Raw genomic sequence first — 25240 nt, 5'->3', positions numbered from 1 at the left:
CGAGTCGGGCCCGGGTCAAGGATGGCGAAGCCACGCCGAAGGCGCCTGTCCTTGACGCGGGCGCGACTCGCATCCCCATCATCGCATTGGCGCATTCAGGGCAGACCTGCCCCTGAATCGCCTCCCCGGCAAAAATTCCGCAAACAACGGGCAACACCGCCGACACAAGGGCGCCAAAGCCGACGCGGCGGGTCTCAATGGCCCGCCGTGGCGGCACCACGGCGGCGCAGCACGACCGAGCCCACCGAATAGCCTGCCCCGAACGAACAGATCAGCCCGAGATCGCCCTCGCCCAGATCCTCCGAATACTTCGAGAACGCGATGATCGACCCGGCCGACGAGGTGTTGGCGTAGTCCTGCAGGATGTTGGGCTGCTCGCCCGCCGCGGGCTCCCGGCCCAGCACCTTCTTGCCGATCAGGTCGTTCATCGTCTTGTTGGCCTGATGCAGCCACAGCCGTTTCAATTCGTCCGCGCCCAGCCCCAGATCCTGAAGCTGCGCGCCGATATGCGTGGTGACGATCGGCACCACCTCGCGGAACACCTTGCGCCCGTTCTGCATGAACTGCATGTCGCGCCGGTCTTCCATGTGCCCCTCGCGGGTGCGGCGCAGATAGCCGTTGTTGTTGCGGATATTGTTGGAGAATTTCGTCTGGCAGCGTGTGCCGAGAATTTCCCAGTGCGGCCCCTTCGCCTCCTCCGCCCGTTCCAGCACCACCGCCGTGCAGACATCGCCAAAGATGAAATGGCAATCGCGGTCGCGCCACTCGTGATGGCCCGAGCAGATCTCGGGGTTGACCATCAGCACGGATTTCACCGAGCCGGAGCGGATCATGTCCGCCGCCGCCTGGATGCCGAAGGTGGCCGAGGAACAGGCGACGTTCATGTCGAAGCCGAACCCCTCGATCCCCAGAAGCTCCTGCACCTCCACCGCGATCGCCGGATAGGGCCGCTCGTGGTTGGAAGCCGCCACGATAACCGCCCCGATCTCGCCCGGCTCGCGCCCGGCCGCCGCCAGCGCGCGCTTCGCCGCCGCCAGCGCCATCTCCGCCATCAGCCCCGGCTCCTCCATGCTCCGCTCGCGGAGCACCGGGTGCATGATCTCGGGGTCGAGGATACCGCTCTTGTCGACCACATACCGCTGCCGGATGCCCGAGGCGCTCTCGATGAATTCCGCGCTCGAATGCGGTATCGGCTCCTCCACGCCGGTGGCTATGGCCACGGCATTGCGCTTGTTCATCCTGTCGGCATAGCCGTTATAGGCCGCGACCAGTTCGTCGTTGGTGATCACGTCGGGCGGGGTGTAGACGCCGGTGCCGGTGATGGCGGGGGTGAACATCAGAACGGCAGCTTCATGCCCGCGGGCAGGCCGAGTTCTTCCGTCACCTTGGCAATCGCATCCTGAGCGGCCGCCCGTCCGCGCGCCTGCGCGTCCTTGACCCCGGCGAGGATCAGATCCTCCAGCACATCCTTCTGCTCGCTGTCCATCAGCGCCGGGTCGATGGTGACGCCAAGGATATCACCCTTGGCGTTTGCCTCCACCTTCACCATGCCGGCGCCGGCCTCGCCGACCACGTTCAGGTGCTCCAGCCCCTCGTGGGCCTCGGTCATCTTCGCCTGAACTTCCTGCGCCTGCTTCATCATCTTGGCCATGTCGCCAATCTGTCCCAAGCCCTTCAGCATATCTCGTATCCTCTCACATTCGCGTTTGCCCACACATACGGCGAGAGCGCCGCCCCGACAAGCGTGCCGCGTTTGCCCGTCTGTCGTCCGTCACAACATACGCGTGCATTTCCGTTTGGCCCGGCCGGTCCCTGCCGCTAGGCTCACGCCACAAGATGGGAGTGCGATGTGCGGTATGTAGGTCTGTTTCTGCTTTTTCTCTTCCCGGGTCTCGTCCCCGGCGTCGCCACGGCCCAGTCGTCCTGCGTCTGCATCAAGTGCATGAAGCTGACGCACGAGATGTTCCGCCTGCCGTCCGAAAGCATGTCGCCCACCTACGAGGCCGGAGACTGCCCCATCGCCCGGCTGGTGCGCCCCGGTGAATACCAGCCCGACTACGGCGATGTCATCGTCCGTCGCAAACCGGGCGACCGCACCGCCCGCATCTTCCGCATTGTCGGACTGCCGGGCGATACCGTGCAGATGATCGGCGGCATCCTGCACCTCAACGGCACCCCGGTTCCCCGCGGCGAACGGCCCGCCCTCCCCCGCGAGATGGCGGCCGATCCGCGCACCGGCGCCCTGCCCCGCTGCCCCGATGCCACACCGCTTGGCGCCACATGCCTGATCCCGCGCTGGCGCGAAACCCTGCCCAACGACGTCAGCTACGATACACTCGATTCCGGCGAGTCGATGCTCGACGACACGGAGCTGTTCACCGTGCCCGAAGACCACGTCTTCGGCCTCGGCGACAACCGCGACAACGCGATAGACAGCCGCCTCTCCGGTTTCGTCAGCGCTCCCGGTTTCATCGGCCTGGAGACGATCTTCGGCGTTTTCGACCCCGATGATGGCTGACGCCTGAAGCGCGCTCTGCGGCAGCGCGTCACCACCGTGCGCAGGCATCATGCACCCGGATGCGTCGCCACGGTCCTCAGCCCACCGCGACGGGCGCCCGACGCGCCGCCACCCGCCGGATCAGGTCCCGCGCCTCCGCTGGCGGCCGCATTTCCAGCCGCAGGTAGTCGGAGCCGTCGGCATTGCGCGTCAGCAATCCCATGCCCACAAGGCTGCGCCGCAGGATCGCCGCGTCGCCGAAATGGTGTCCGGCATCGAGAATGGCGTTCACCTCCCGCTCATGCAGGTGCTTCCCCGCCGGCAGGTCGGCCCACATCCGCCACAAGCACAGTTCCTGCACCGCGCGGCGCGACGGCCACCGCAGCATCCGCCCGGCGTCGTCGAACTGCTGCAAGGCCCGCTCCACCAGCCGGAAATCGGCACTCTCGTCCACCGGCGTCTCCAGCCGCGCCCCCGCGGCATGTGCCGCCCGCAGATGCTGGTAATTGCGAAACCCGGCAGCGCGGGCGAGCATGTTCATAAGGCTCAGATGTGAAGGCGCCGCCGCCTCCTCGTTCATCTGCTGTGCAAGCGCACGGGCAAAGCTGGAAATATCCGCCACAGCAAGCGGTATGGGTTGTCTGGACATATCGAATCCTCGGGCGTGCCGCCGTTCTGTCGTCGGTCGCTGGCTTCACGACGCGGCACTGGAAGGATTGACCCGGTGCTGTCGGTTTCGAATGGCAGGTTTAGCTCCCCTTGCGGGGCAGCGACGCCTCGGTGTCTGCCGACCGTGGCGCCAGACTAGGCGAAGCCGCCGCGCGAAACAATGCCGTTGCCAGTCCGCGACTCGATGACCAGCGATGGGACAGTGACGGAAGGCGGCAGGTTCAGGATGAACAGGATCGCATCGACCACTTCCCGCCCCGTGAGCCCTGCATCGTCCGCTCGTGCCTCCGTCCACCCCGGATCGACCGGTGACGCATCGTCGAAATCTCCCGGAAACACGGCCGTCACCCGGACACCGGTGCCCGCCAACTCGTCGGTCAGTCCCTGAACAAACCCCGCCTGCGCGAACTTGGCCGCCTTGAACGCCACCGAGACACCATCGAGCGGGTAATTCTGCACGCCGCTCGTCGAAACAACCGTATGGATGTCGGCGTGCTCCCTCGCCAGCAGGTTCGGCAGCAGGTGGCGTGTCAGGATCAGGGAACCGATGGCCGCCGAGGCGACGCAGGTCTCGATATCGGCATCGGAGGCCGCAGAGAACGGGGCAGGAAGCCACATGGCCCCGTTGTGGATTACCCCGTCAAGATCGGCATGCTCTCTGGCCAGCCATGCACCTGCCGCAGCAGAGCTTTCACGATCCGCAAGATCGCAGGTCATGGTCGCAACCCGCTGCCCGGTCCTGGCAAAGATCGTGTCGGCCGTGCCCTGCAAGGCTGTCTCCGACCGCGCCAGCAATACCAGCCGGGCACCCGCATCGGCCATCACGGTCGCCAGCGCCGCGCCAAGACCACGCCCCGCACCGGTAATGACATATTTTCTTCCGGAGGTTCGCATCGGTTCACCCCTGTTGCCTGCACGCCCGCACCTTATTCACCGGCTGGCACACCCGCCACCCCGGCCGAGCCGGTCCGAAAGGAGACCAGCCCGCCATCAGCCCTTATCGTTCATTTCACGCAAGGTATGGGCGACAAGCGCATTGGCATGGCCGTGCCCCATCCCATGCTCCGCCTTCAGCCAGCCGACCAGCTCCATGTGCTTCTGGCCGGTCCTACCGCGGATCAGCTCTTTCCAGAAATCAATCGGCTGCCCGTACTTCGCCTCGATTGCCGGAAAATACGATGCCGGCCCCTTCACCTTCTCAGCCATGCCTCACCTTCAGGTTCCCTGCAAATGCGCGCACACAATTCCCGACTGCGAATTCTCGCGTCAAGGCAATCCAAATGCCTCCGGGTTCCACCCCGGCCCCCCTATTCCTCGAACGGATCCACCGGCATCCAGTCGTCGTCCTCCTCCGGATCGATCGGCACGATGTCCTCGTTGCCCTCGTCCTCGACCACCGCTTCCAGCACCCGGATCGCATCCTCGTTCACGCCCGGAAACGCCGTGATCACCGCCTGCACCAACGGATGCGCCAGCGCCTGCCCGATCTTGTCGCTCCGGTCCGCCGCCCGCACCTCGGCAATTGTCGGTGCTCCGGCCTCGCTCACCACCGTCACGCCCCAGCGGGTGCCCGTCCAGTCCTGCAACCGCCCCGCCAGTCTCGCGGCGAGGTTCGGGGCGGCGTCATCCGCCAGCGAGAACTCGATGCGCCCCGGCGTGTATTTCACCAGCCGCAGCCCCCGCTCGACCTCCATCAGCAGCGCCATGTCCCGCCGCGCCCGGATCAGCCGCACCACGTCCTCGAACGTGGCATAGGGCGCATAGGGGCCCGGTTCCGCCTGCGCCTGCACCGGCGCGCCACCGGCCACCGCCTGCGCACCGCCGCCGCCTGCCGGCCCCGGCGCCCGCGGTGTCGCGCCACCCGCCACCGGCGGCTGCGCCTGCAGCTTGCGCACCAGATCGCCCGGCGTCGGCAGGTCCGCCACATGCGTCAGCCGGATAAGCGCCATCTCCGCCGCCATCATCGCGTTCGGCGCAGCCGCCACCTCTTCCAGTGCCTTCAGCAGCATCTGCCAGCTGCGCGACAACACCCGCATCGACAGCCTGCCCGCCATCTCCAGCCCGCGTGTGCGCTCGTCGGCGTTCACCGTCGGATCTTCGGCAGCGTCGGGCGAAATCTTCACCACGGAAATCCAGTGCGTTACCTCGGCCAGGTCCCGCAACACCACCATTGGGTCCGCCCCGTCGGCATACTGCGCCGAAAGCTCCGCCAGCGCCCCCGCCGCGTCGCCCGTCATCACCAGGTTGAACAGGTCGAGGATACGCCCCCGGTCTGCCAGCCCCAGCATCGCCCGCACCTGGTCGAGCGAAGTCTCGCCCGCGCCATGCGCAATCGCCTGGTCCAAAAGGCTCAGGGCATCGCGCGCGGAGCCTTCCGACGCACGGGTGATCAGGCCCAGAGCCTCCGCACCGATTTCGGCGCCTTCCTTCCGCGCCACTTCGCCCAGCAGTTGGATCATCACCTCCGGCTCGATCCGCCGCAGATCGAACCGCTGGCAGCGGCTCAGCACCGTCACCGGCACCTTGCGGATCTCGGTGGTGGCGAAGATGAACTTCACATGCTCTGGCGGCTCCTCCAGCGTCTTCAGCAGCGCGTTGAAAGCGCTGGTCGACAGCATGTGCACCTCATCGATGATGTAGACCTTGTAGCGTGCCGAGGCCGCCCGGTAGTTCACGCTCTCGATGATCTCGCGGATGTCGCCCACGCCGGTGCGGCTGGCAGCGTCCATCTCCAGCACATCGACATGCCGGCCCTCGGCAATCGCCACGCAGGCCTCACACTGGCCGCAGGGCTCGATCGTCGGCCCGCCTGTGCCGTCCGGCCCGACGCAGTTCAGCCCCTTGGCGATGATTCGCGCTGTGGTTGTCTTTCCCACCCCACGCACACCCGTCATGATGAAGGCATGGGCGATCCGGTCGGCGGCGAAAGCGTTCTTCAGCGTCCGCACCATCGCCTCCTGCCCGCGCAGATCGGCGAAGGTGTGCGGGCGGTACTTGCGGGCAAGAACCTGGTAGGCGGGGCTTTGAGGCGTGCTGTCCATAACCTTGGCTACCCCGATTCGACCGGCAGCGAAAGCGCTCTCGGCCCCGCGCCATCGGCTGAATGCAGCGCAGCACCACCGAGAAATTCACCCACCGGTTGCAACTTTGGCAGGCAGGAGTACGTGTCTCCTATTGCGATTACCCCATCAGAAGTCTTAATCGAACGTAATGATTTCTTCGCACTTGCGAAATATGTTGAAATCAAGGCAGAAATAAGGCCGGATCGGAAGGGCACAAATGGCCGGCTGGGCATTCTACAAGTTTGAATTTTCAGGGCAAAGCGGCGATGGCCACTTCCAGCCCCCCGCCATTTTCGTACCCACGGACTCGCACGAACTCGACGCCGCGACTCTGGAGGGAACGCCTCTGGAAGACGGCATCTGCAACGGTATCGCCACCGTGCCACTCGGCGGCGTCGAATATGAACTGGCCCGCGTTACGCTCGGCGGCGATGAATATTACGCCGACAGCACCGGCACGGATCTTGCGGCCCTCGGCCTTCTGCCCGGCAGCGCCGACATGCTGGCCGAACTGGAAGAGGATGGCGCCTTCTCGGATGCCGCGCCAGTCGCCGTATGCTTCGCCCGCGGCACCCTGATCACTACCCCGGACGGCCCCGTGCCGGTCGAGGATCTTGCCATCGGCGATGCCGTCACCACGCTGGACGAAGGCCCCCTGCCCATCTGCTGGATCGGCAGCAACACCGTCCGCGCCCGTGGCTCGCTCCGCCCCGTCTGCATCTCGGCGGGTGCCCTGGGCCCCGGCGCGCCCTCGCAGGATCTCATCGTCTCACCCCGTCACCGCGTCGTCATCCGTGGCTGGCGGGCTGAAGTCCTGTTCGGGCAGGAGGAAGTGCTGGCGACGGCCGAGAGCCTCATCAATGACGACACCATCCGTCCGGTGCCCGATGTCGATACCATCGACTACTTCCACATTCTGTTCGATACTCACCAGATCATCCTCTCCAACGACACGGCGAGCGAGAGTTTCAATCCCTCCAGCATCGCGCTGCAGGATTGTGAGCGGCATGTGAGAGACGAGATCTATGCCCTGTTCCCGGAACTGCGGGAAAGCCCGCGATCCTACGGCAAGACGGCCCGCATGGTCGTCACCGGCAAGGAGGCGCGCCTGATAGCCGAGTAGATGCCGCCGGCAAGGCAAACCGGCGGCAGGATTCGGATGCGGTCAGTGTGCGGGCGCCAACAGCGCACTTTCGGCCCGGCCGGGAACCATTCGGACATTCTCCGCCATCGCGTCGGTGTCACCGGCCAGCGCCGGAAACAGTGCCAACACTTCGTCGCGCGTCGCCGCCTCCATGTCGCTCAGCGCCGCTTCGCTCGGGTTGAAGCTTTCACTCAGGCAACCGTTGGCCCAGATCAGTTCGTGCCGATCGAACAGCACATGGAAATACTCGACCCGTGCCGACGATGCATCGCGGCGAATCGTGCCGTCGTTGATCAGGCTCTCCGCCGTCACCAGCACTTCGCTCGCGCCGAACAGCAGTTCTGCCCGCCAACCCTTCACCAGCATCCGGTGCTTCCGTGAAACCAGCAGGTCCGTTGACGGACCGTCGCCCAACGCCCCCGCCTTCACCCGCACGGGCGCGAAGCGGCCACGGGCGGAAACGCGGGTGGATCCCGCCCAGCGCACTGGCTGATAGCCATTGTCCGCCGTCAGCACCATGTCGCCGGCCTGCAGGGTTTCCACCGCCCGCGGGCCATCCGCCGTTTCGATCATCGCGCCACGCACGAAGCAGACGAGCACGCCCTCGCCCTCATCGAAATCCGCAGCCTCCAATGTGCTGATTACATTCTGCACCGTCCCGAGGGATTCGAGGTTGAAGCCGCTCGTCTCCGCGTAATAGGTCTCGCCACCCAGCGACACTTCCACCAGCGTGTAGTCGGTCCCGTTCAGGTTCACGGTTGCCAAACCGCCAACGGTCGCTCCCTCCAGCGCCGAGCCCGCGAAATCGGCCTGATTGACGAAATCGTCGATCGTATCGACGCTGATCGGCGCACCTCCGAAGGAATCGAAGGTACCGTTGTCACTTTTGCCGTTCTGGCTCAGAACGTAGAAACTCAATACAGGCATGGTAGTCCTCCAGGACGCATCAACTTGCGCGCATCGGCATGTAGCGCGTCACAGGACACACGCAAGGCGCGCTCAAATAGTTTCATTGTCGTTTCTTGTTGGCGGCGCCGACTGCCTTCTCTTGGAGCAGTTCCTGCAGCATGCTGGCTCTTCTTGGATTCGCAGTTCGTTCACCGCGACCCGGGCTAATGTTACCCTATCAGAAGGCGGCCTCTGTATATCGATTCGTTATTTGTAAATCAACACTTTTAAATCAATCGGATTTATTATTACGCAACGTCATCCAACCTCATTGGCGCTGCCAAGCGCTTCGCAAGCGTGGCTGTGGCGGTCGCGACAGTATAGTCGCCGGGACAGCGGGGTAATCAAATCGCCTACCTTTCAGGTAACGAAAACAGTTACCTCACCGCCGCTTGGCATCGCGCAGGTGTCAGCCGGGCAAATTCGGCGAAAAGTCGAAGCTCACCCATACCAAAACCATATGGAAACCATACCAAACCCATACGCCGAAATTGCGCTATGGGCCTTGTCTGCAAGGGGTGGAAAGGTGAGAGGCTGGAAAACGACCCAAGCGGGGCTCGTTACGGCTGCTTCCTTCCGGATCTGACCGGGTTGGCGAGGCGCTCGCCCGCACCAACCTCTCAACGCCCATATAGGCCAGACGGCGCCCGATCACAAGACCGGCAGCCCACGTTGCCAAAACGGTCCGATTGCGGTTAAACCCGGCCCAGATCGTCAGGAATTTCCCATGCCAAGCCATCCGCCCATCACCTTCGCCGGCGCCACGCTGGACCGCGCAGGCCACCTCCGCAACGCCAGTGATCAGGCCCGTCTCCGCGCCGATCCCGTTGCCAGAACGGCGGTGATATGGCGCGGCAAGGCGCTGTTCGAGGGGCAGGAAAAACCATTTCTCCGCTGGCTTCCTCTCGACGCACCGATCCTGTCCGAAGCAGCGCAAGACCCTGTTTTTCTTGGCCTTGATGCCTCCGGCGCACCCCATTTCGCTCATGACATTTCCACCTGGGAAGACCCCGACGCCGACACGGCCCTGCTCGGGCAGTTCATGGACACCAGCCAGAACCGCCACCCCGCCATGCGCCCCGGTGAAGCCTTTCTCGACATCCGCGCCAACATGGGTCTGCTCAGTCCCGAGGATGCCGCCCACGCCGCCACCGCCCGCGGTGTCTTCGCCTGGCACCAGGGCCACGGTTTCTGTGCCCGCTGCGGCCACGCCAGCGATGTCACCCTCGGCGGCTGGCAACGCACCTGTCCCGCCTGCAAGGCCAGCCACTTCCCCCGCACCGATCCCGTCGTCATCATGCTGGTCACCCACGGCCAGCGCGTCCTCCTCGGCCGCTCTCCCGGCTGGCCCGACGGCATGTTCTCCCTGTTGGCCGGCTTCATGGAACCGGGCGAGACGATAGAGGCCGCGGTTCGCCGCGAAACCTTTGAAGAATCAGGCATTTCTGTTGGTGAAGTCGGCTACATGGCCAGCCAGCCATGGCCGTTTCCGGCCTCCCTCATGATCGGGTGCTGGGGTCATGCACAGGATGAGCGGATCACACTCGACCCGGCCGAACTCGAACAGGCGATCTGGGCCACGAAGGATGAAATCCGCGCCTCACTGGCCGGCAACAATCCCGCTCTCCGTCCCGCGCGCAAAGGTGCCATCGCCCGCACTCTGATCGAGCGCTGGCTGGCGGAGGACTGACCTTGACCAAGCTCTCCGGAACCATCGAGGCGGCGGAAACCGCAAGTGAGATCCACCCCCGCCTGACAGACTTTCCGCACTGGGAAAACCTTGCAAAATCAGCGGGTTTGCAGGTAACTCCGGTCGGTGACCCGCCGTCCTACTCACCCGGTCAGGTCTGGAATGTCAGCGGCAAGGCCGGCCCCCTGCCCCTAGACACGCAGGTGACGCTTTCCAACGACAACCCGCCGGATTACCTTGCCCTCGAAACCTCGGCCCACGGCATCGCGGTAACGCTGGATTTCCGCCTGTCGCCGGCAGCCTCCGGCACCACACTTGCTTTCAATATCAGACTGAAGCCGAAGAACCTCGCCGCCAAGGCTATGCTGGTGCCGGTCGACATGCGTCGCAAGGATTTCTCCGCCAAGATCAGCCGTCTGATCGCCAAACATTTAAAAATCAAGGCAAAATCCAGCTAGAGGTCGCCTCTTGCGGCGTGATGGAAACCGCCCGTTAACGTCCTGCGGACACTCTGCACCAGCTTCAAGTGCAGAGGATCCGAATGCTGAAACTGACCAATACCGTGTTCTTTATCGGCGTCGCCCTGCTGCCATTGGCAGCGACGATCGCGACGGCCACGCCCCGCCCCGGCGAACCTGTGGTGGTCATCGCCAATCCCTGGCAAGATGCAGCGAGGGCCATCGCCCGGACAGGCGGGACGGAAATTCCCGCAAAAGGCGCTCTGCCATTCCGGCGTGCCGTCTTTTCGTCGGCGTCGCTTACGCACGTCAAGAGAGCTCCTGAAATCTGGTTTCTCCTTGATTCTGCACGTATTTCCACTCTTTGCGGAGGGTTGGCCTGATGTCCGCTGCACGTATGACTTCCTCCACCTCGCAGGAGCGGGAGGTTAAAATCCTCGCTATCTTCGGCTGCCTGCACTTGCCGGTAATCGCCGCAATCTGCCTGTTGCTCGGCCAAAACATCATCGTCTTCGCCAGCCTTTCCGCCGTCCTTTGTCTCGTGCCACTCGCGATGCTTCGCCTGAACCCGCAGGCAGCAAAAATATCCATCGCGATCAACCTCGTAGCCCAAGCGAGCCTGATCACGGCGAGCCTCGCCGGCCATCCGTGGCAAGTGGACAGCCACATGTACTTCTTCGCCATCATCGCCGTTCTCTCGACGCTGGTGGACATCCGGGCGCTGCTCGCCGCCACCGCCCTGATCGCGGTTCATCATCTGACGCTGAACTTCCTTCTCTCCAGCCTCATATACCCTGGTGGAGCCAGCATCCTACGCACTGTATTCCACGCGGTCATTCTCATCATCGAATCGACCGCGCTGATCCTGATGACCCATTTCCGTCTCGAACTGACCGCCGCCGCCGAAACCGACAATCAGCGCGCCCGACAAGCCGAGCAACGCGCCCAACAGGCTCTCACCGAAATGGAGGCAGCCAGCGCGCGGAGCGAGACGGAGCGGGAGGAGCTCATGAAACTGATGGAGCAGGAATTTACCGCGCTCGTCTCTCAGGGTGTCGAGGGCCGGTTCGGCAGCAAGATCACGCGTTCCTTTGACAACGAACGCATGAACAAGCTCGCTGAAAGCCTCAACGCTCTGTTTGCCGCCATAGCCGAAACGCTTGGCGATATTCAGCAAAACCTGTCCTCTATCGCATCTGGCGATCTTTCCCACAGCATGGACAAGGCACTGCGTGGCCAGTTCGAGGAGTTGCGGCAGGGTGTCAACGGTTCGGTTGCTTCGCTGCGCGGGATGATCGGCGACGTTCAGTCCGCGGTGGTCGTGGCGCGCGCAAATACTAGCGAAATCAACAATGAAGCGGCCGCTTTGGCACAGCGAAACGAGAAGCAGGCGGCGCGTGTTCAGGAAACCTCGGCGACGATGGAACAACTGACAGAGACCGTTTCGGCGAACAGCAAGCGACTGGATGAGGCGGAATCGCTAGCCCGCCACCTGACAGACCGGACGGACGAGGGCTCGCGCGCCGTATCACGTGCAGTATCAGCCGTCGGCAGGATTCAGGAAAGCTCCGGCCGCATCACGGAAATCATCAGCGTCATCGAATCAATTGCCTTCCAGACAAACCTGCTCGCCCTCAATGCTGCGGTCGAGGCGGCTCGCGCAGGCGAGGCCGGCAAGGGTTTCGCTGTCGTCGCGTCGGAGGTCCGCACCCTCGCGCAGCGCTCGTCGGAAGCCGCACGCGATATTTCAGTCCTGATAGAGGCCACGACATCCAGCGTAAGTCAGGGTGTCGAGATGGTTGAACAGACAGGTACCGCTCTTGGCCTCATAACCGAATCCCTCGATGCGCTCGCCGGAACCATCAGCCAGATCGCCAACTCCGGGCGGGAGCAATTTGAGAACATAGCCGAAATGCGCGATAACATCCGGGACATGGACGGTAATATCCAGTCCAACGCCAGTATGGCCAGTCGAAGCGCGGCCGCAGCGCAGGCGCTGGACAGCAACATCAGCCAACTCTCCGCGATCGCCGAGAAATTCCGGCTCGAACAAGAGGAAGCAACGAAAACATTCCGTCAAGCAGTCTAGCGAGACCAACTTGTGTGACGACGCCAGGAAGCGTTACCTGACATCTGGCCTGTGGTCAGGAGACCGTTTTCACGTCCGTTACCTCAAGCCACGTCGTCGCTGGCAAAACGCTGAACACTTTCCGGATAGATCCCGAGAATCCGCAACTCGGTCGTGAAATATTCCAGCTCCTCCAAAGCCCGCGCGACTGCCGGTTCCTCGGCGTGGCCCTCGACCTCGGCAAAGAACTGGGTCGCCGTAAACGAACCGCCGACCATGTAGCTCTCCAGCTTGACCATGTTCACTCCGTTGGTCGCGAACCCGCCCATAGCCTTGTAAAGTGCAGCAGGAATATTGCGCACCCGGAACACAAATGACGTCATCACCCGGTGTCCGTCGTCCACCGGCTGCTCTTCCGGCTCCCGTGCCATCACCAGGAATCGTGTTGTGTTGTTCTTGTTGTCCTCGATCTCCGCGGCCAGCACATCCAGCCCATGGATCTCCCCCGCGAGAGGGGAGGCCAGCGCCGCAAGCGACCTGTCGTTTGCTTCCCGCACATGCTTGGCCGACCCGGCCGTGTCGTAGCCTGCGATTCGTTCGATTCCGAGAGGTTTCAGAAAGCCACGGCACTGGCCCAGAAGCACCGGGTGTGACATCGCCCGCGTCACGTCTTCCACCCGCGCACCCGGAACACCCAAAAGATTAATGTGCACGCGAACAAAATGCTCCCCGATGATATGGAGCCCGCTTTCCGGCAGCAACTGGTGCACGTCGGCGACACGGCCGTAGGTGGAGTTCTCCACGGCAATCATCGCAAGATCGCATTCCCCCTGGTGCACGAGGTCGATCGCGCCCTCGAAAGTCGCAGCCGGTACCGGCTCGTACTCTGGCCGCGCCTCACGGCAGGCCTGGTGCCCGTATGCACCCGGTTCGCCCTGGTAGGAAATTCTTCCTTTACTGTTTGCCACCTAATCCGTTCCTGAAATTCTGCGTTGGTCGATTGGTCGCGGCTTCTACACCTTGCACGCGGCTAGGGGAAGCGGATAGAAGTTTGCCAAATCGGCGCATAGCGGGCAGGCTTGCCACTGCCAAGGCCTAATAACGGATCGGGTGTTCTGAACATGAATACGATGGAAATCACGAAAATCGTCGGCGGCGTGTGCGGCTCTCTGCTTGTTCTCCTCCTCCTAAAGATGGGGGCAGAGGCGCTCATTCACGGTGGTGAGGGTGGTCATGGAGAAGAGCATCACAACGCCTATGTGATCGAAGTGCCCGAAGGCGACAGTGAAGCCGAGGTCGCGGAAGAGGAAACCGTGGACATGGCCGCACTGGTGGCCGAGGCCGATCCTGCTTCCGGCGAAGGTCTGTTCCGCGCCTGCGCCGCCTGTCACAAGCTGGAGGACGGAGCAAACGGCGTCGGACCTTACCTATATGGTGTTGTCGGTCGCGATATCGCCTCCGCTGCCGGTTACACCTATTCAGACTCGCTCGGCGGTATCGAGGGCGACTGGACGCCAGATCAGCTCGGCCATTTCCTCGCGGACCCCAAAGGCTTCGCATCCGGCACAAAGATGGCCTATCGCGGCATGCGTGATGCCGAAGACAGGGCCGCACTCATCGCCTATCTCGACAGCCTCGACGACTGATCGGTTAAAGTTCCGGCCCATGGAGACACTCTTCGCCGCAGGCAAAATAGGCAGCCTGCGGCGTCCAGACCGCCCTCGCGGGAAGATGAATGCAATGTAACTTTACCTCCCGGATTTCCGCATTACAGTGAAATGCGAGGGAAAAACCAACGGGAGATCCGATTTGCTCAGTACCGCTGCGTCCCGATCTATCGCCGGAAAAATTTTCAGCGCAGGCGTTCTATGCCTCGCCCTCGCGGGGCCACAGTCACAAGCTTCCGCTGAGAGTCACGACAACGGCGAAACCATTGTCAGCCACGGTATTTCCGTTTTCGGTGATCTTAAATATGGCCCGGACTTCGAGCATTTCGACTATGTGAATCCCGATGCCCCGAAGGGCGGTATTTTTTCTACCTGGGGGTTCGGCACCTTTGACAACCTCAATGCCTTCATCCTGAAGGGCACCACGCCGGTTGGCGCCTCCATCTTCTTCGAAAGCCTGATGGAGGGTAACGCGGACGAACCCGACGCGATGTATGGCCTCCTCGCGGAAACCATCGAATATCCGGAGAATCGCCAGTGGGCGATCTTCACCTTGCGAGAGGAAGCCCGTTTCTCCGACGGCTCCCCGGTCCGTCCCGAAGACGTTGTCTTTTCCTACGAGGTGCTGCTGGAAAAAGGCCACCCAAGCTACAAGGTCGTCCTGAGCGACTTCGAAACGGTGGAAAAGCTTGATGACCGTCGCGTCAAGTATACCTTCAAGGAAGGCGCCAACACGCGTGAATTGCCGATGACGGCCGCCGGATTGCCGGTATTTTCGGCCACCTATTGGGAAGACAGGGACTTTGCGGAAACGACGTTGGAGCCGCCGGTCGGTTCAGGCCCATATCTTTTGAAAGACCTCGACCTGGGCCGGTCGGTGACCTACGTGCGCGATCCGGACTACTGGGGCAAGGACCTGCCCATCAATCGTGGCCGCCAGAACTTTGACGAATTGCTGTTCGAATATTTTGCCGATTACACTGCGGCATTCGAGGGGTTCAAAGGCGGCACTTACCTGTTCCGGACAGAGTACTCATCGCTGATTTGGGGCACGGGCTACGAAAACCTTCCGGCACTGGAAAAGGGCTGGATGATCAAGGAGAGCGTGCCCGACGGGCGGGTGAACGGGGCGCAGGGCTTCTTCTTCAACCTGCGCCGCGAAAAGTTCAGCGATCCGCGTGTCCGCATCGCTATCGGCCAGATGTTCAATTTCGAATGGTCGAACGAGACGCTTTTCTATGGTATTTACAGCCGCACCGACAGCTTCTGGGAGAACTCCTATCTTCAGGCGGAGGGGATGCCCTCCGAAGATGAACTGAAACTTCTTGAACCACTGCGCGAGCACTTGCCCGAAGAGGTTTTTACCGAGCCCGCCTATTCGCCAAACGTTTCCCGCGCCCAGCAGCTTGATCGTTCGGCCCGCCGTACGGCCGGACAACTGTTGGACGAAGCCGGCTGGACGGTGGGTGATGACGGCATGCGCCGCAATGAAGCGGGTGAAATACTGCGCATCGAGATCATGAACGACAGCCCCAGCTTCGACCGTATCGTCAACCCCTATATCGAGAACCTGCGCAAGATCGGCATCGACGCCGTTCACCTGAAAGTGGACAACGCGCAGGCGACGGAAAGGGAGAAGACATACGATTTCGACATCACCACCCGACGTTATGCCTTGTCGATCACGCCCGGTATGGAACTGCGACAACTCTTCTCCTCCGCCGCCGGCAAGGAACAAGGCTCCGCCAACCTCATGGGGCTGGCAAACCCGGCTGTGGATGCCCTGATCGGAGAGGTGGAGCGGGCCAAGTCCAGGGATGACCTTACCGTCGCCGTTCACGCGCTCGACCGGGTCATGCGCGCCCTGCACATCTGGGTGCCGCAATGGCACAACAAGACCCACAACATCGCCTTCTTCGATGTCTATCGTAGGCCTGATACCCTTCCGCCCTATGCCATGGGAGAGACCGACTTCTGGTGGTATGACGCTGAACGGGCCAGGGAACTTCAGTCCGAAGGCGCATTCTAGGCCACCATGGGCGCGTATATCCTCAAAAGACTGCTGCTCGTCATTCCGACGCTGCTGGGCATATTGGTAATCAACTTCGCGCTGATCCAGTTCGTTCCCGGTGGCCCGATCGAGCAGATCCTTTCCCAGATCGAGGATGAAACGGCCTCGGCCACCGATCGCATTTCCGGGGGCGGCGACGCCGGCATCGCCTCCGGCGGCGATGGTGGCTACAAGGGCGCACAGGGCCTGCCGCCGGACTTCATCGCCGATCTGGAAAAACAGTTCGGCTTCGACAAGCCCGCCTACCAGCGTTTTGGGGAGATGGTCTGGAACTATCTGCGTTTCGACTTCGGTCAGAGCTATTTCCGCTCCATCTCGGTGATCGACCTGATCCTCGAAAAGATGCCGGTTTCGATCTCGCTTGGCCTGTGGTCCACGCTCATCGCGTATGCCGTCTCCATCCCGCTCGGCATCCGCAAGGCGGTAAAGGACGGCACCGGTTTCGACACCTGGACGTCCGGCATCATCATTGTCGCCTATGCTATTCCGAGTTTTCTCTTTGCCATCCTGTTGATCGTTCTGTTCGCCGGCGGTTCATACTGGCAGATTTTCCCGCTGCGCGGGCTCACCTCCTCTGACGCATCCAGCTATACGCTCATCGGTCAGGTCGCGGACTACTTCTGGCACATCGCCCTGCCCACCCTGGCCCTGACGATCGGTAGCTTCGCAACGTTGACACTGCTGACGAAGAACTCCTTTCTGGACGAAATCCGCAAGCAATACGTGATGACGGCGCGCGCGAAGGGTCTCAAGGAAAGCCGCGTGCTCTACGGTCACGTGTTCCGCAACGCCATGCTCATCATCGTGGCCGGCATTCCCGGCATTCTCGTCTCCGTACTCTTTGGCGCGTCCCTGATCATCGAGGTGATCTTCAGCCTCGACGGCCTTGGCCGCCTCGCCTTCGAAGCCGCGCTCAACCGTGACTATCCGGTCTACTTCGGCACCCTCTATATCTTTGGTCTTCTAGGCCTGATCCTCGGGATCATATCCGACCTCATGTATGTCTGGGTCGATCCCCGCATCGACTTCGAAAGTCGCAACACATGAGCGCTGCCGGGCAAGAACTTCAGGCAGAACCCCTGCCGCAGGATCCACTGCGGACGATTGGCCAGCGCCGCTGGCAGAATTTCTGCGCAAATCGCCGGGCCTTCTGGTCGCTCTGGATTTTCCTTCTTCTTTTTGGCCTCTCACTCATTGCCGAGGTGCTCGCCAACGACAAGCCGATCATCGCCAGTTACCGCGGTGACTGGCGCTTTCCGATTGTCAGTTTCTATTCGGAAGAGTCCTATGGCGGCGAGTTCCGGACAGAAGCCGAATATGCGGACGAGGTTGTCGTCTGCCTCATCAAAACCGGCGGTATAGAGGACTGCCTCGACGATCCTGAAGCGGTGATGGAAGAAGCCGCCACCGGCACCTATGCCGGCGAACCGGTTGACGCCGGCTGGCTGCTCTGGCCGCCCATCCGTTACAACTTTCGCACCATTGACGAGAACCTTGGCGGTCCTGCTCCGGCGCCGCCCTCCGCGCGGCACCTCCTCGGCACGGACGATCAGGCGCGCGACCTTCTCGCCCGCGTTATCTACGGCTTCCGAATTTCGATCCTGTTCGCCATCACCGTTACCTTTTTCGCCTCGGCCATCGGCATCGCCGCCGGTGCGGTTCAGGGCTATTTCGGCGGTCTGCTGGATCTTTTCTTCCAGCGGATCATCGAAATCTGGAACTCCACACCGTCGCTGTACGTGATCATCATCATCGCCGCGATCATCCCCATGAATTTCACCATCCTGACAACCTTGATCATAGCCTTTTCCTGGACAGGTCTCGTCGGCGTCGTCCGGGCCGAATTCCTGCGCGCCCGCAACTTCGAATATGTCCGCGCCGCGCGCGCGCTCGGCGTCTCCGACGGTCGCATCATGTTCCGCCACGTATTGCCCAACGCGATGGTCGCGACCCTAACGTTCATGCCGTTCATCATCACCGGTGCCATTGGTGCCTTGTCCGGCCTTGATTTCCTGGGCTTCGGCCTGCCGCCCTCCTACCCTTCGCTCGGTGAAATCGCCCTTCAGGGCAAAAACAACGTCACTCGTCCGTGGCTTGGCTTCACCGCCTTCTTCACGTTCGCCATCATGCTCTCCCTACTCGTGTTCATCTTCGAGGGCGTGCGCGATGCCTTTGATCCCCGGAAGACCTTCAAGTGAACCCGATCCTGAAAATCGACAATCTCTCGATCACGTTTCGGCAGGGCGGCAAGGCGACCCACGCGGTCAAGGGTGTCAGTTTCGAAGTGGCAGAGGGCGAAACCGTCGCATTGGTCGGTGAGAGCGGCTCCGGCAAATCGGTGACCGCGCTCTCCACCGTCCGACTGCTGGGCGACGGCGCCGAGGTGGCTGGTTCGGTCCGGTATCGCGGCGAAGAGATGGTCACGGCCAGCGATACCGCCCTGAGGCGGGTCCGCGGCAACGACGTCAGCTTCATCTTTCAGGAGCCGATGACCTCGCTCAACCCGCTCCAGACCATCGAGAAGCAGATCATCGAAAGCCTTGAACTGCATCAGGGCCTAACCCGCACTGCCGCCCGCAAACGAACCCTTGACCTCTTGCGTCAGGTCGGCATCCGCGATGCGGAAAGCCGACTCTCCAGCTATCCGCACCAGCTTTCAGGTGGCCAGCGACAACGTGTGATGATTGCCATGGCTCTGGCCAACGGTCCGCACCTGCTGGTGGCCGATGAGCCGACGACCGCACTTGACGTGACTATCGAGGCCCAGATTCTCGAACTGCTGGCCGATCTCAAGCGGAAGGAGAGCATGTCGATGCTCTTCATCACCCATGATCTCGGCATCGTCCGCAAGATCGCGGACAGGGTCTGCGTCATGCAGCATGGCGAAATCGTCGAGCAGGGTCCAACGGCCGAAATTTTCGACAACCCACAGCATCCCTACACGAAAATGCTGCTTGCCGCCGAACCCAGCGGCCGCCCCGCCCCGGTGCCTGCCGGCGCCGGTGAAGTCGTTCACACCGACGGTCTGCGTATCTGGTTTCCGATCCAGCGCGGCTTCATGCGCAAGACAGTCGGCCACGTTAAGGCGGTCAATGCTGCAACCCTGCGCCTCCATGCGGGCGAAACCATCGGTATCGTCGGCGAGAGTGGTTCAGGCAAGACGACACTGGCCCTGGCGATCATGCGCCTGATCTCATCGGAGGGCCCGATCCGCTTTGAGGGGCGTGACATACAGGGCTGGACGAACCGTCAGCTCCGCCCGCTCCGATCCCAGATCCAGATGGTCTTTCAGGATCCGTTCGGGTCGCTCTCTCCGCGCATGACCATCGCCGACATCATCGGCGAGGGGCTGACGGTACACCGGCACGGCAATCCGCGAGAAAGGGTACGCGCGGCGATGCACGAGGTCGGTCTCGACCCGGCGATGCTGGAACGCTATCCGCATGAGTTCTCGGGTGGGCAGCGCCAGCGCATCGCCATCGCCCGCGCCATGGTTCTCGAACCGAAACTGCTTGTGCTGGATGAGCCGACATCGGCGTTGGATATGACTGTGCAGGGCCAGATCGTCGATCTCCTGCGCGACCTGCAGCGCAGGCACGGTCTAGCCTACCTCTTCATCAGCCACGATCTCCGCGTTGTCCGTGCCCTCAGCCACAAGGTGATGGTGATGAAACAGGGTGACGTTGTGGAAGCCGGCCCGGCCGACGAGATTTTCGACAATCCGCGGACGGACTATACCCGCACCCTGCTTGCTGCCGCCTTCGACAAGCGCGCCGGCACCTGAACGGTCACAGCGTCAGGCCGTTGCCGGCCCTCGCCGCACGCTGGTGCGGAATGTCAGCGAAACCCGCCATTGCCGCGCCATCCTCATCCCGGCCACCGGATCGGACCTGCGCGCCGAAATCGCATGGCTCCAATCATACCTGGCCGCGCCGGACAGCATCAGCAGGCTCCGCGGCTCCAGCAATTGCGCCGCCTTTCGCTCACCTGCCACCTCGGCGAAGACCATCTCGACCAGGGATCCGAGGCTGACGATCGCAATCTCTCCACCGCAACTTGCGGTGTCATCGACATGCGCGCCGATGCCCTGCCCGGGCGCGTAACCGTTGACCACGACCTTGTCCGCCACTTCTTCCATATGGCCGCTGTCGGCCAGTCTGCGGGCGATTGCCGCCAGCCAGTCCGGCAACGGCCCGTGGCGCCCGCCATGCGACTGGCGCGGGCGGCTGATTTCGCGGTTCCACTTCTCCCGTTCCACCGCTGCCATCAGGCACCGCTCCTCAGTCGAGTTGATGAATTCGGGCGTGTAGACAAGCCCCGCGGGCAGTGCGGGCACCGGCAGGTCCAGTCCGGGCAGAAACAGGCTCATGCCCTTGACGATATCGCAGGATATGAGAACATAACAAGAACAAAATACGGAGTCATCCATGTCAGCCCTGTCCCGCTCCCGGCCCGTTCCCACCGCCTTGCTCACGCCCGCTCCCGGCCTGATGTTGCTGAAGGCCCGCGCGCATGAGGCCTGCGGCCCCGCCCGCCACAGTTTCGCGATGATGCTGGCCCGCGCCGCTTCGGGGCCGGTGTTCTGGATCAGACACGCGCTGGCCGATGGCCGGATGAACGGCTGCGGCATCATCCCGTGGCTGGAACCGGCCCGCCTCATCTTCGTCACCGCCAGCCGCGCCAACGACCTGTTGTGGACGGTCGAGGAAGTCTTGCGCAGCGGTGTTGTACCACTGGTGGTGGCAGAACTGCCGGAGCCACCTCCCCTTACTCCCGTCCGCCGTCTGCATCTCGCGGCAGAGTCGACCGGCAGCAATCCCACCGCCCTCCTGCTCACCCCCGGCGACGGCGGCGCACAAGGGGTGGAAAGCCGCTGGCACATGGCCCCCGCCCCCGGCTGGGCTGCCCCCGGCGGCCACCCCGCCTGGACCCTCACCCGCCGCCGTGCCCGCATGGCGCCCGAGGCGGCATGGCACGTCGAGCGCCGGGGCGACTCGCTCCACACCGCTCCCGTGGCCATCCCCGAACCAGCCTGACACGCGATTCGTTCCGGTCCGTCATGGCGCGCGCCAGCGCCCGCCGAAGGCGGCCCGGCCTTGACGGACCGGGGCGACTCGCGATGCTCGAAGATGGCCGGCCCTGTCGGCCTTCCCCAGCAGAAGCATCAAGAAGCCCGAAACCAGACTACAGACCACCAATCAAGGCGCGGCGGAGACGTCGCGGCGGGGCCCCGCTCCGTTCCGAAGGAAAGGAGCGGGGAGAAAAGGAACGGCGCGTCAGCGCCTCATGTCAACAGCCGCTACCGGGGCGTGAACCCGCCCCCCGAAGGCGTCTCCAGCCAGTAGACATCCCCCGCCCCCATCTCCGTCTGATCGGCGGAGCGCAACTCATCCACGCCGCCATCCGCCCGCACGATCCGCACGCGCCCGCATTCCCCCGGCCCGCCGTCCTCCAGCCCCGGCGGCGGCACCACACGGTGCCCGGCCAGCACCGCCAGCGTCATCGGCTCGAGGAACCGGATCTTCCGCACCGTCCCGTCGCCGCCGCGAAATTCCCCGTCCCCGCCCGAGCCATGCCGGATTCCGAACGCATCCAGCACCACCGGGAAGCGCCACTCCAGCACCTCCGGATCCGTCAGCCGCGAATTGGTCATATGCGTGTGCACACCCGAGGTGCCCGGATGCCCCCGCCCATCCGCCAGCCGCCCGGCACCCGACCCGCCGCAGATCGTCTCGTAATACTGGTACGTCGCGTTCCCCCAGGTCGTGTTGTTCATGGTGGATTGCGCCGCCGCCTGCACACCCAGCGCCAGCAACAGCGCCGATGTCACCGCCTGGCTTGTCTCCACATTGCCCGCGATGATCGCCGCCGGGTATTCCGGGCTCAGCATCGTCCCCTTCGGCAGGATCACCCGTAGGGGCTTCATCACCCCTTCGTTCATCGGGATGTTGTCGTCCACCAACAGCCGAAAAACATACAGCACCGCCGCCATCGTCACCGGCTCCGGCGCGTTGTAGTTGGTCGCAAGCTGCCCCGTCGTCCCGGTGAAGTCGATCACCGCCTCACGCGCCTCCCGGTTCACCCGCAGCTTCACCCGGATCTCCCGCTCCGCCCCGTCGAAATCCGGGTCCATCCGGTAGACATAATCGGCATCGGAAAGCGTGGTGATCGCCCGGCGCACGCATTCCTCCGCATTGTCCTGCACATGGCCCATATAGGCCTGCACGACATCCAGACCGAACTGCGCCACCATCCGCCGCAACTCCTGCGCGCCCTTCTCGCAGCTCGCCACCTGCGCCTTGAGGTCGGCGATGTTGATATCCACCGCCCGCACCGGGTACTTCGCCGAAAGCAGCAACTCCCGCGTCTCCACCTCGCGGAACCGCCCTTTGTCCACCAGCTTCCAGTTGTCGATATAGGCACCTTCGTCGTGGATCGTCCGGCTGTCCGGCGGCATCGAACCCGGCGTCAGCCCGCCAACATCCGTATGGTGCCCACGGGCGGAGGTGTAGAATAGCACCTCTTTCCCGCCATCGTCCCAGACGGGCGTGACAACCGTGATATCCGGCAAATGCGTGCCGCCATTGTAAGGCGCGTTCAGCACGAACACGTCCCCCGGCCCCATCTGCGGGTTCTCGGCGATCACCGTCTTCACGCTGGCACCCATGCTGCCCAGATGCACCGGCATATGCGGCGCGTTGGCGATCAGGTCGCCCGCCGCGTCGAAGACCGCGCAGGAGAAATCGAGCCGCTCCTTGATCGTGACACTCGCGGCCGTGTTCTCCAGCACCGCGCCCATCTGCTCGGCGATGGACATATAAAGGTTGTTGAACACCTCCAGCATCACCGGGTCGGCTTGCGTGCCCACAGCCCCCGTCTTGTCCCGCGCCTCAACGCGCACAAGTTCGACGTGATCGAATTCCGTAATCCGCGCCTGCCAGCCGGGTGCCACGAAGATCGACGTGTGATCCTCCACCAGCACCGCCGGCCCCGTCAGCCGCGCACCGGGCGCCATCGCGTCGCGCTTCACGAACCGGCTGTCCAGCCATCCGCCCGAGGCGAACACCGGCGCCTCGAGCGCCACATCCATGGCGGTCTCGTCCACCTCGGCGGTTTCCACCGGCGTCTCCGAAAGGTCCGCCGCCTCGCCCACCGCCTCGGCGCTCACCGCCTCGATCACGAGGTCCGCCTCGCCCGGATCGAAGCCGAACCGCGCCTTGTGTGCCTCGGCGAACGCCTCCCGCATTTCCGCTTCCGGTCCGAACGGCACGCCCAGCGCCGTATCCGTGCCCTTCACCTTCAGATGCGCCGTCATCACCACGCGAATGCGCGTCTCGGCCACGCCCTGCGCCTCAACCTCGCCCAGAACGGCGGAGCCGAGCGCATCGAGCCGCGCCGCCGCCTCCAGCCGCGCCTCCGCGCCCAGCACCGCTTCCACGGCCTCCTGCCGGGAGGCACGGATATCCGCCAGCCCCATCCCGTAGGCCGACAGCAGCGAGGCCATCGGGTGGATGAGGCACCGCTCCATCCCAAGCGTGTCGGCGATCGCGCAGGCATGCTGCGCCCCCGCCCCGCCGAAGACCGTCAGGCAATAGCCCTGCACATCGTAGCCGCGCTGGACGGAGATCTTCTTGATCGCGTTCGCCATGTTCTCCACGGCGATCTTCAGGAACCCTTCGGCCGCCTCCTCCGGAGCCATCCCGATCTCGCCCGCCAGCGCCTCGAAGGCAGCCTTGGTGGCCTCCGCGTCCAGCGGCCTGTCGGCCTCGGGTCCGAAAATCGCGGGAAAAAACTCAGGGCGCAGCCGCCCCAGCATCACGTTCGCATCCGTCACCGCCAGCGCCCCGCTGCGCCCGTAGCAGGCCGGGCCGGGGTTCGCGCCCGCACTCTCGGGCCCCACCCGCATCCGCGTGCCGTCATAGGTCAGCAGCGAGCCGCCCCCTGCCGCTACGGTGTGAATGTTCATCATTGGCGCGGTGATCCGCACGCCTGCGACCTCGGTGTTCAGCACCCGCTCATACTCGCCCGCATAGTGGCACACATCCGTCGAGGTGCCGCCCATGTCGAACCCGATGATCCGCTCCTGCCCGGCAATGGCGGAGGTGCGCACAGCCCCAACCACGCCCCCCGCAGGGCCGGAAAGGATCGCATCCTTACCCTGAAAACGCGTCGCATCCGTCAGCCCGCCGGAGGATTGCATGAACATCACCTTGCCCGCGATATCCCCCTCGAAGGCCGCCGCCACCCGGTCGATATAGGCCCGCAGGATGGGTGAGAGATAGGCATCGACCACCGTCGTATCCCCCCGGCTCACCATCTTCATCAGGGGGCTCACCTCGTGGCTGACCGAGACCTGAGCAAAACCCATCTCCCGCGCCAGTTTCGCCGCCGCCGCTTCATGCGCCGTATGCCGGTAGCCATGTACGAACACGATGGCACAAGCCTCTATCCCGGTCTCACGCGCCGCGCCAAGCTCCGCCTCCAGATGACCAAGGTCCAGCGGTACCTCCACCGCGCCGTCGGCCCGCACCCGCTCATTCGCCTCGATCACATGTCGATACAGCATCTCCGGCAGCACGATGTGCCGGTCGAACAGCCGTGGCCGGTGCTGGTAGGCCAGCCGCAACTGCTCCCCCAGCCCCTGCGTCGTCACCAGCACCACCGGCGCGCCCTTGCGCTCCAGCAGCGCATTGGTGGCCACCGTCGTGCCCATCTTCAGCGCCCCCAGCCGCGCCACGGGAATCCGCTCGTCCGCCTCCAGCCCGAGAAAGCGCCGCATGCCCGCCAGCGCCGCATCCTCATACTGCTCGGGGTTCTCGCTCAGTAGTTTCGCACGATGCAGCACGCCTTCCGGATCGCGGGCGACGATATCCGTGAATGTGCCGCCCCGATCGACCCAGAAATCCCAAACGCTCATCGTGTCCTCCTGCCTGTTAGCGGGCACGCTAGCGGCTTGAGCAAGGGGC

At 63.4% G+C, this 25240-nt stretch carries 22 protein-coding genes and 1 other RNA gene; 12 read left to right on the top strand and 11 right to left on the bottom strand.

Going from position 1 to position 25240, the window contains the following annotated elements:
• Positions 1-194: 194 nt before the first annotated feature.
• Both GO499_RS01425 and GO499_RS01420 read right to left on the bottom strand, forming a co-directional pair.
• Entirely contained in the window at positions 195-1337 is a 1143-nt protein-coding gene (locus GO499_RS01425) for a beta-ketoacyl-ACP synthase III (protein WP_161860505.1), read from the bottom strand.
• Positions 1337-1681 (bottom strand): YbaB/EbfC family nucleoid-associated protein, encoded by a 345-nt coding sequence (locus GO499_RS01420; protein WP_161860504.1) that lies wholly within the window; start codon positions 1679-1681, stop codon positions 1337-1339. The genes GO499_RS01425 and GO499_RS01420 overlap by 1 nt, the downstream gene beginning before the upstream one ends.
• Before the next feature lie 168 nt (positions 1682-1849).
• Between GO499_RS01420 and lepB the strand changes: the two genes are divergently transcribed.
• Positions 1850-2518: a signal peptidase I gene (lepB, locus tag GO499_RS01415; RefSeq protein WP_161860503.1), complete on the top strand. Its 669-nt coding sequence runs from the start codon at positions 1850-1852 to the stop codon at positions 2516-2518.
• 76 nt (positions 2519-2594) lie between these two features.
• Here the strand turns inward: lepB and GO499_RS01410 are convergent, their stop codons facing one another.
• The 4 genes from GO499_RS01410 to GO499_RS01395 all read right to left on the bottom strand — a co-directional run bounded on the left by GO499_RS01410 (position 2595) and on the right by GO499_RS01395 (position 6207).
• Positions 2595-3146: a DUF2087 domain-containing protein gene (locus tag GO499_RS01410; protein ID WP_161860502.1), complete on the bottom strand. Its 552-nt coding sequence runs from the start codon at positions 3144-3146 to the stop codon at positions 2595-2597.
• A 155-nt stretch (positions 3147-3301) separates the two neighbouring features.
• Positions 3302-4060 carry an SDR family oxidoreductase gene (locus GO499_RS01405; protein WP_161860501.1) on the bottom strand — a complete coding sequence of 253 codons (759 nt, stop codon included), beginning with the start codon at positions 4058-4060 and terminating at the stop codon, positions 3302-3304.
• 96 nt (positions 4061-4156) lie between these two features.
• Positions 4157-4372: a DUF4287 domain-containing protein gene (locus GO499_RS01400; protein WP_161860500.1), complete on the bottom strand. Its 216-nt coding sequence runs from the start codon at positions 4370-4372 to the stop codon at positions 4157-4159.
• Positions 4373-4473: 101 nt separating this feature from the next.
• A complete protein-coding gene (locus tag GO499_RS01395) occupies positions 4474-6207 on the bottom strand; it encodes a DNA polymerase III subunit gamma/tau (protein WP_161860499.1) in 1734 nt (577 codons plus the stop codon).
• 238 nt (positions 6208-6445) lie between these two features.
• Between GO499_RS01395 and GO499_RS01390 the strand changes: the two genes are divergently transcribed.
• Complete coding sequence (locus tag GO499_RS01390) at positions 6446-7351, top strand: Hint domain-containing protein (RefSeq protein WP_161860498.1); 906 nt, start codon at positions 6446-6448, stop codon at positions 7349-7351.
• Between the two features lie 42 nt (positions 7352-7393).
• Here GO499_RS01390 and GO499_RS01385 read toward each other — a convergent pair whose 3' ends face one another.
• Together GO499_RS01385 and ffs are read right to left on the bottom strand one after the other, a co-directional pair.
• Positions 7394-8299 carry a Hint domain-containing protein gene (locus tag GO499_RS01385; protein WP_161860497.1) on the bottom strand — a complete coding sequence of 302 codons (906 nt, stop codon included), beginning with the start codon at positions 8297-8299 and terminating at the stop codon, positions 7394-7396.
• 546 nt (positions 8300-8845) lie between these two features.
• An RNA gene (gene ffs / locus GO499_RS01380) (signal recognition particle sRNA small type) lies at positions 8846-8942 on the bottom strand.
• Between the two features lie 105 nt (positions 8943-9047).
• On the opposite strand from ffs, the gene nudC reads away from it, so the two are divergent.
• The 4 genes from nudC to GO499_RS01360 all read left to right on the top strand — a co-directional run bounded on the left by nudC (position 9048) and on the right by GO499_RS01360 (position 12557).
• Positions 9048-10010, top strand: a complete 963-nt coding sequence (nudC, locus tag GO499_RS01375; protein ID WP_161860496.1) for an NAD(+) diphosphatase — start codon at positions 9048-9050, stop codon at positions 10008-10010.
• A gap of 2 nt (positions 10011-10012) precedes the next feature.
• A complete protein-coding gene (locus GO499_RS01370) occupies positions 10013-10468 on the top strand; it encodes a hypothetical protein (RefSeq protein ID WP_161860495.1) in 456 nt (151 codons plus the stop codon).
• Between the two features lie 83 nt (positions 10469-10551).
• Positions 10552-10851: a hypothetical protein gene (locus tag GO499_RS01365; RefSeq protein ID WP_161860494.1), complete on the top strand. Its 300-nt coding sequence runs from the start codon at positions 10552-10554 to the stop codon at positions 10849-10851.
• On the top strand, positions 10851-12557 hold the full coding sequence (locus GO499_RS01360) for a methyl-accepting chemotaxis protein (RefSeq protein ID WP_161860493.1): 1707 nt from the start codon (positions 10851-10853) through the stop codon (positions 12555-12557). Before GO499_RS01365 ends, GO499_RS01360 begins: the two co-directional genes overlap by 1 nt.
• A gap of 83 nt (positions 12558-12640) precedes the next feature.
• On the opposite strand, the gene GO499_RS01355 is transcribed toward GO499_RS01360, so the two are convergent.
• Positions 12641-13504 (bottom strand): prephenate dehydratase, encoded by an 864-nt coding sequence (locus tag GO499_RS01355; protein ID WP_161860492.1) that lies wholly within the window; start codon positions 13502-13504, stop codon positions 12641-12643.
• A gap of 162 nt (positions 13505-13666) precedes the next feature.
• On the opposite strand from GO499_RS01355, the gene GO499_RS01350 reads away from it, so the two are divergent.
• The 5 genes from GO499_RS01350 to GO499_RS01330 all read left to right on the top strand — a co-directional run bounded on the left by GO499_RS01350 (position 13667) and on the right by GO499_RS01330 (position 20058).
• The gene (locus GO499_RS01350; RefSeq protein ID WP_284154856.1) at positions 13667-14182 is read left to right on the top strand and encodes a c-type cytochrome; all 516 of its coding nucleotides are present in this window, start codon (positions 13667-13669) and stop codon (positions 14180-14182) included.
• A gap of 163 nt (positions 14183-14345) precedes the next feature.
• Positions 14346-16232, top strand: a complete 1887-nt coding sequence (locus GO499_RS01345; RefSeq protein ID WP_284154855.1) for an extracellular solute-binding protein — start codon at positions 14346-14348, stop codon at positions 16230-16232.
• Positions 16233-16238: 6 nt separating this feature from the next.
• Positions 16239-17321 carry a microcin C ABC transporter permease YejB gene (locus GO499_RS01340; RefSeq protein ID WP_161860490.1) on the top strand — a complete coding sequence of 361 codons (1083 nt, stop codon included), beginning with the start codon at positions 16239-16241 and terminating at the stop codon, positions 17319-17321.
• Entirely contained in the window at positions 17318-18472 is a 1155-nt protein-coding gene (locus GO499_RS01335) for an ABC transporter permease (protein ID WP_161860489.1), read from the top strand. The genes GO499_RS01340 and GO499_RS01335 overlap by 4 nt, the downstream gene beginning before the upstream one ends.
• On the top strand, positions 18469-20058 hold the full coding sequence (locus GO499_RS01330; protein ID WP_161860488.1) for an ABC transporter ATP-binding protein: 1590 nt from the start codon (positions 18469-18471) through the stop codon (positions 20056-20058). The genes GO499_RS01335 and GO499_RS01330 overlap by 4 nt, the downstream gene beginning before the upstream one ends.
• A gap of 12 nt (positions 20059-20070) precedes the next feature.
• Here GO499_RS01330 and GO499_RS01325 read toward each other — a convergent pair whose 3' ends face one another.
• Positions 20071-20703, bottom strand: coding sequence for an alpha-ketoglutarate-dependent dioxygenase AlkB (locus GO499_RS01325; RefSeq protein ID WP_161860487.1), 633 nt, complete (start codon positions 20701-20703; stop codon positions 20071-20073).
• On the opposite strand from GO499_RS01325, the gene GO499_RS01320 reads away from it, so the two are divergent.
• The gene (locus GO499_RS01320; protein WP_161860486.1) at positions 20702-21310 is read left to right on the top strand and encodes an ImuA family protein; all 609 of its coding nucleotides are present in this window, start codon (positions 20702-20704) and stop codon (positions 21308-21310) included. The genes GO499_RS01325 and GO499_RS01320 overlap by 2 nt on opposite strands.
• A 263-nt stretch (positions 21311-21573) precedes the next feature.
• Here the strand turns inward: GO499_RS01320 and GO499_RS01315 are convergent, their stop codons facing one another.
• Positions 21574-25191 (bottom strand): hydantoinase B/oxoprolinase family protein, encoded by a 3618-nt coding sequence (locus GO499_RS01315; RefSeq protein ID WP_161860485.1) that lies wholly within the window; start codon positions 25189-25191, stop codon positions 21574-21576.
• Positions 25192-25240: the final 49 nt, after the last annotated feature.

Origin of the sequence: Algicella marina (assembly GCF_009931615.1) — a bacterium.
Lineage (GTDB): Bacteria > Pseudomonadota > Alphaproteobacteria > Rhodobacterales > Rhodobacteraceae > Algicella > Algicella marina.
The sequence above is the reverse complement of the archived record's forward strand: the minus strand, read 5'-3'. Positions and strand labels throughout refer to the sequence as shown.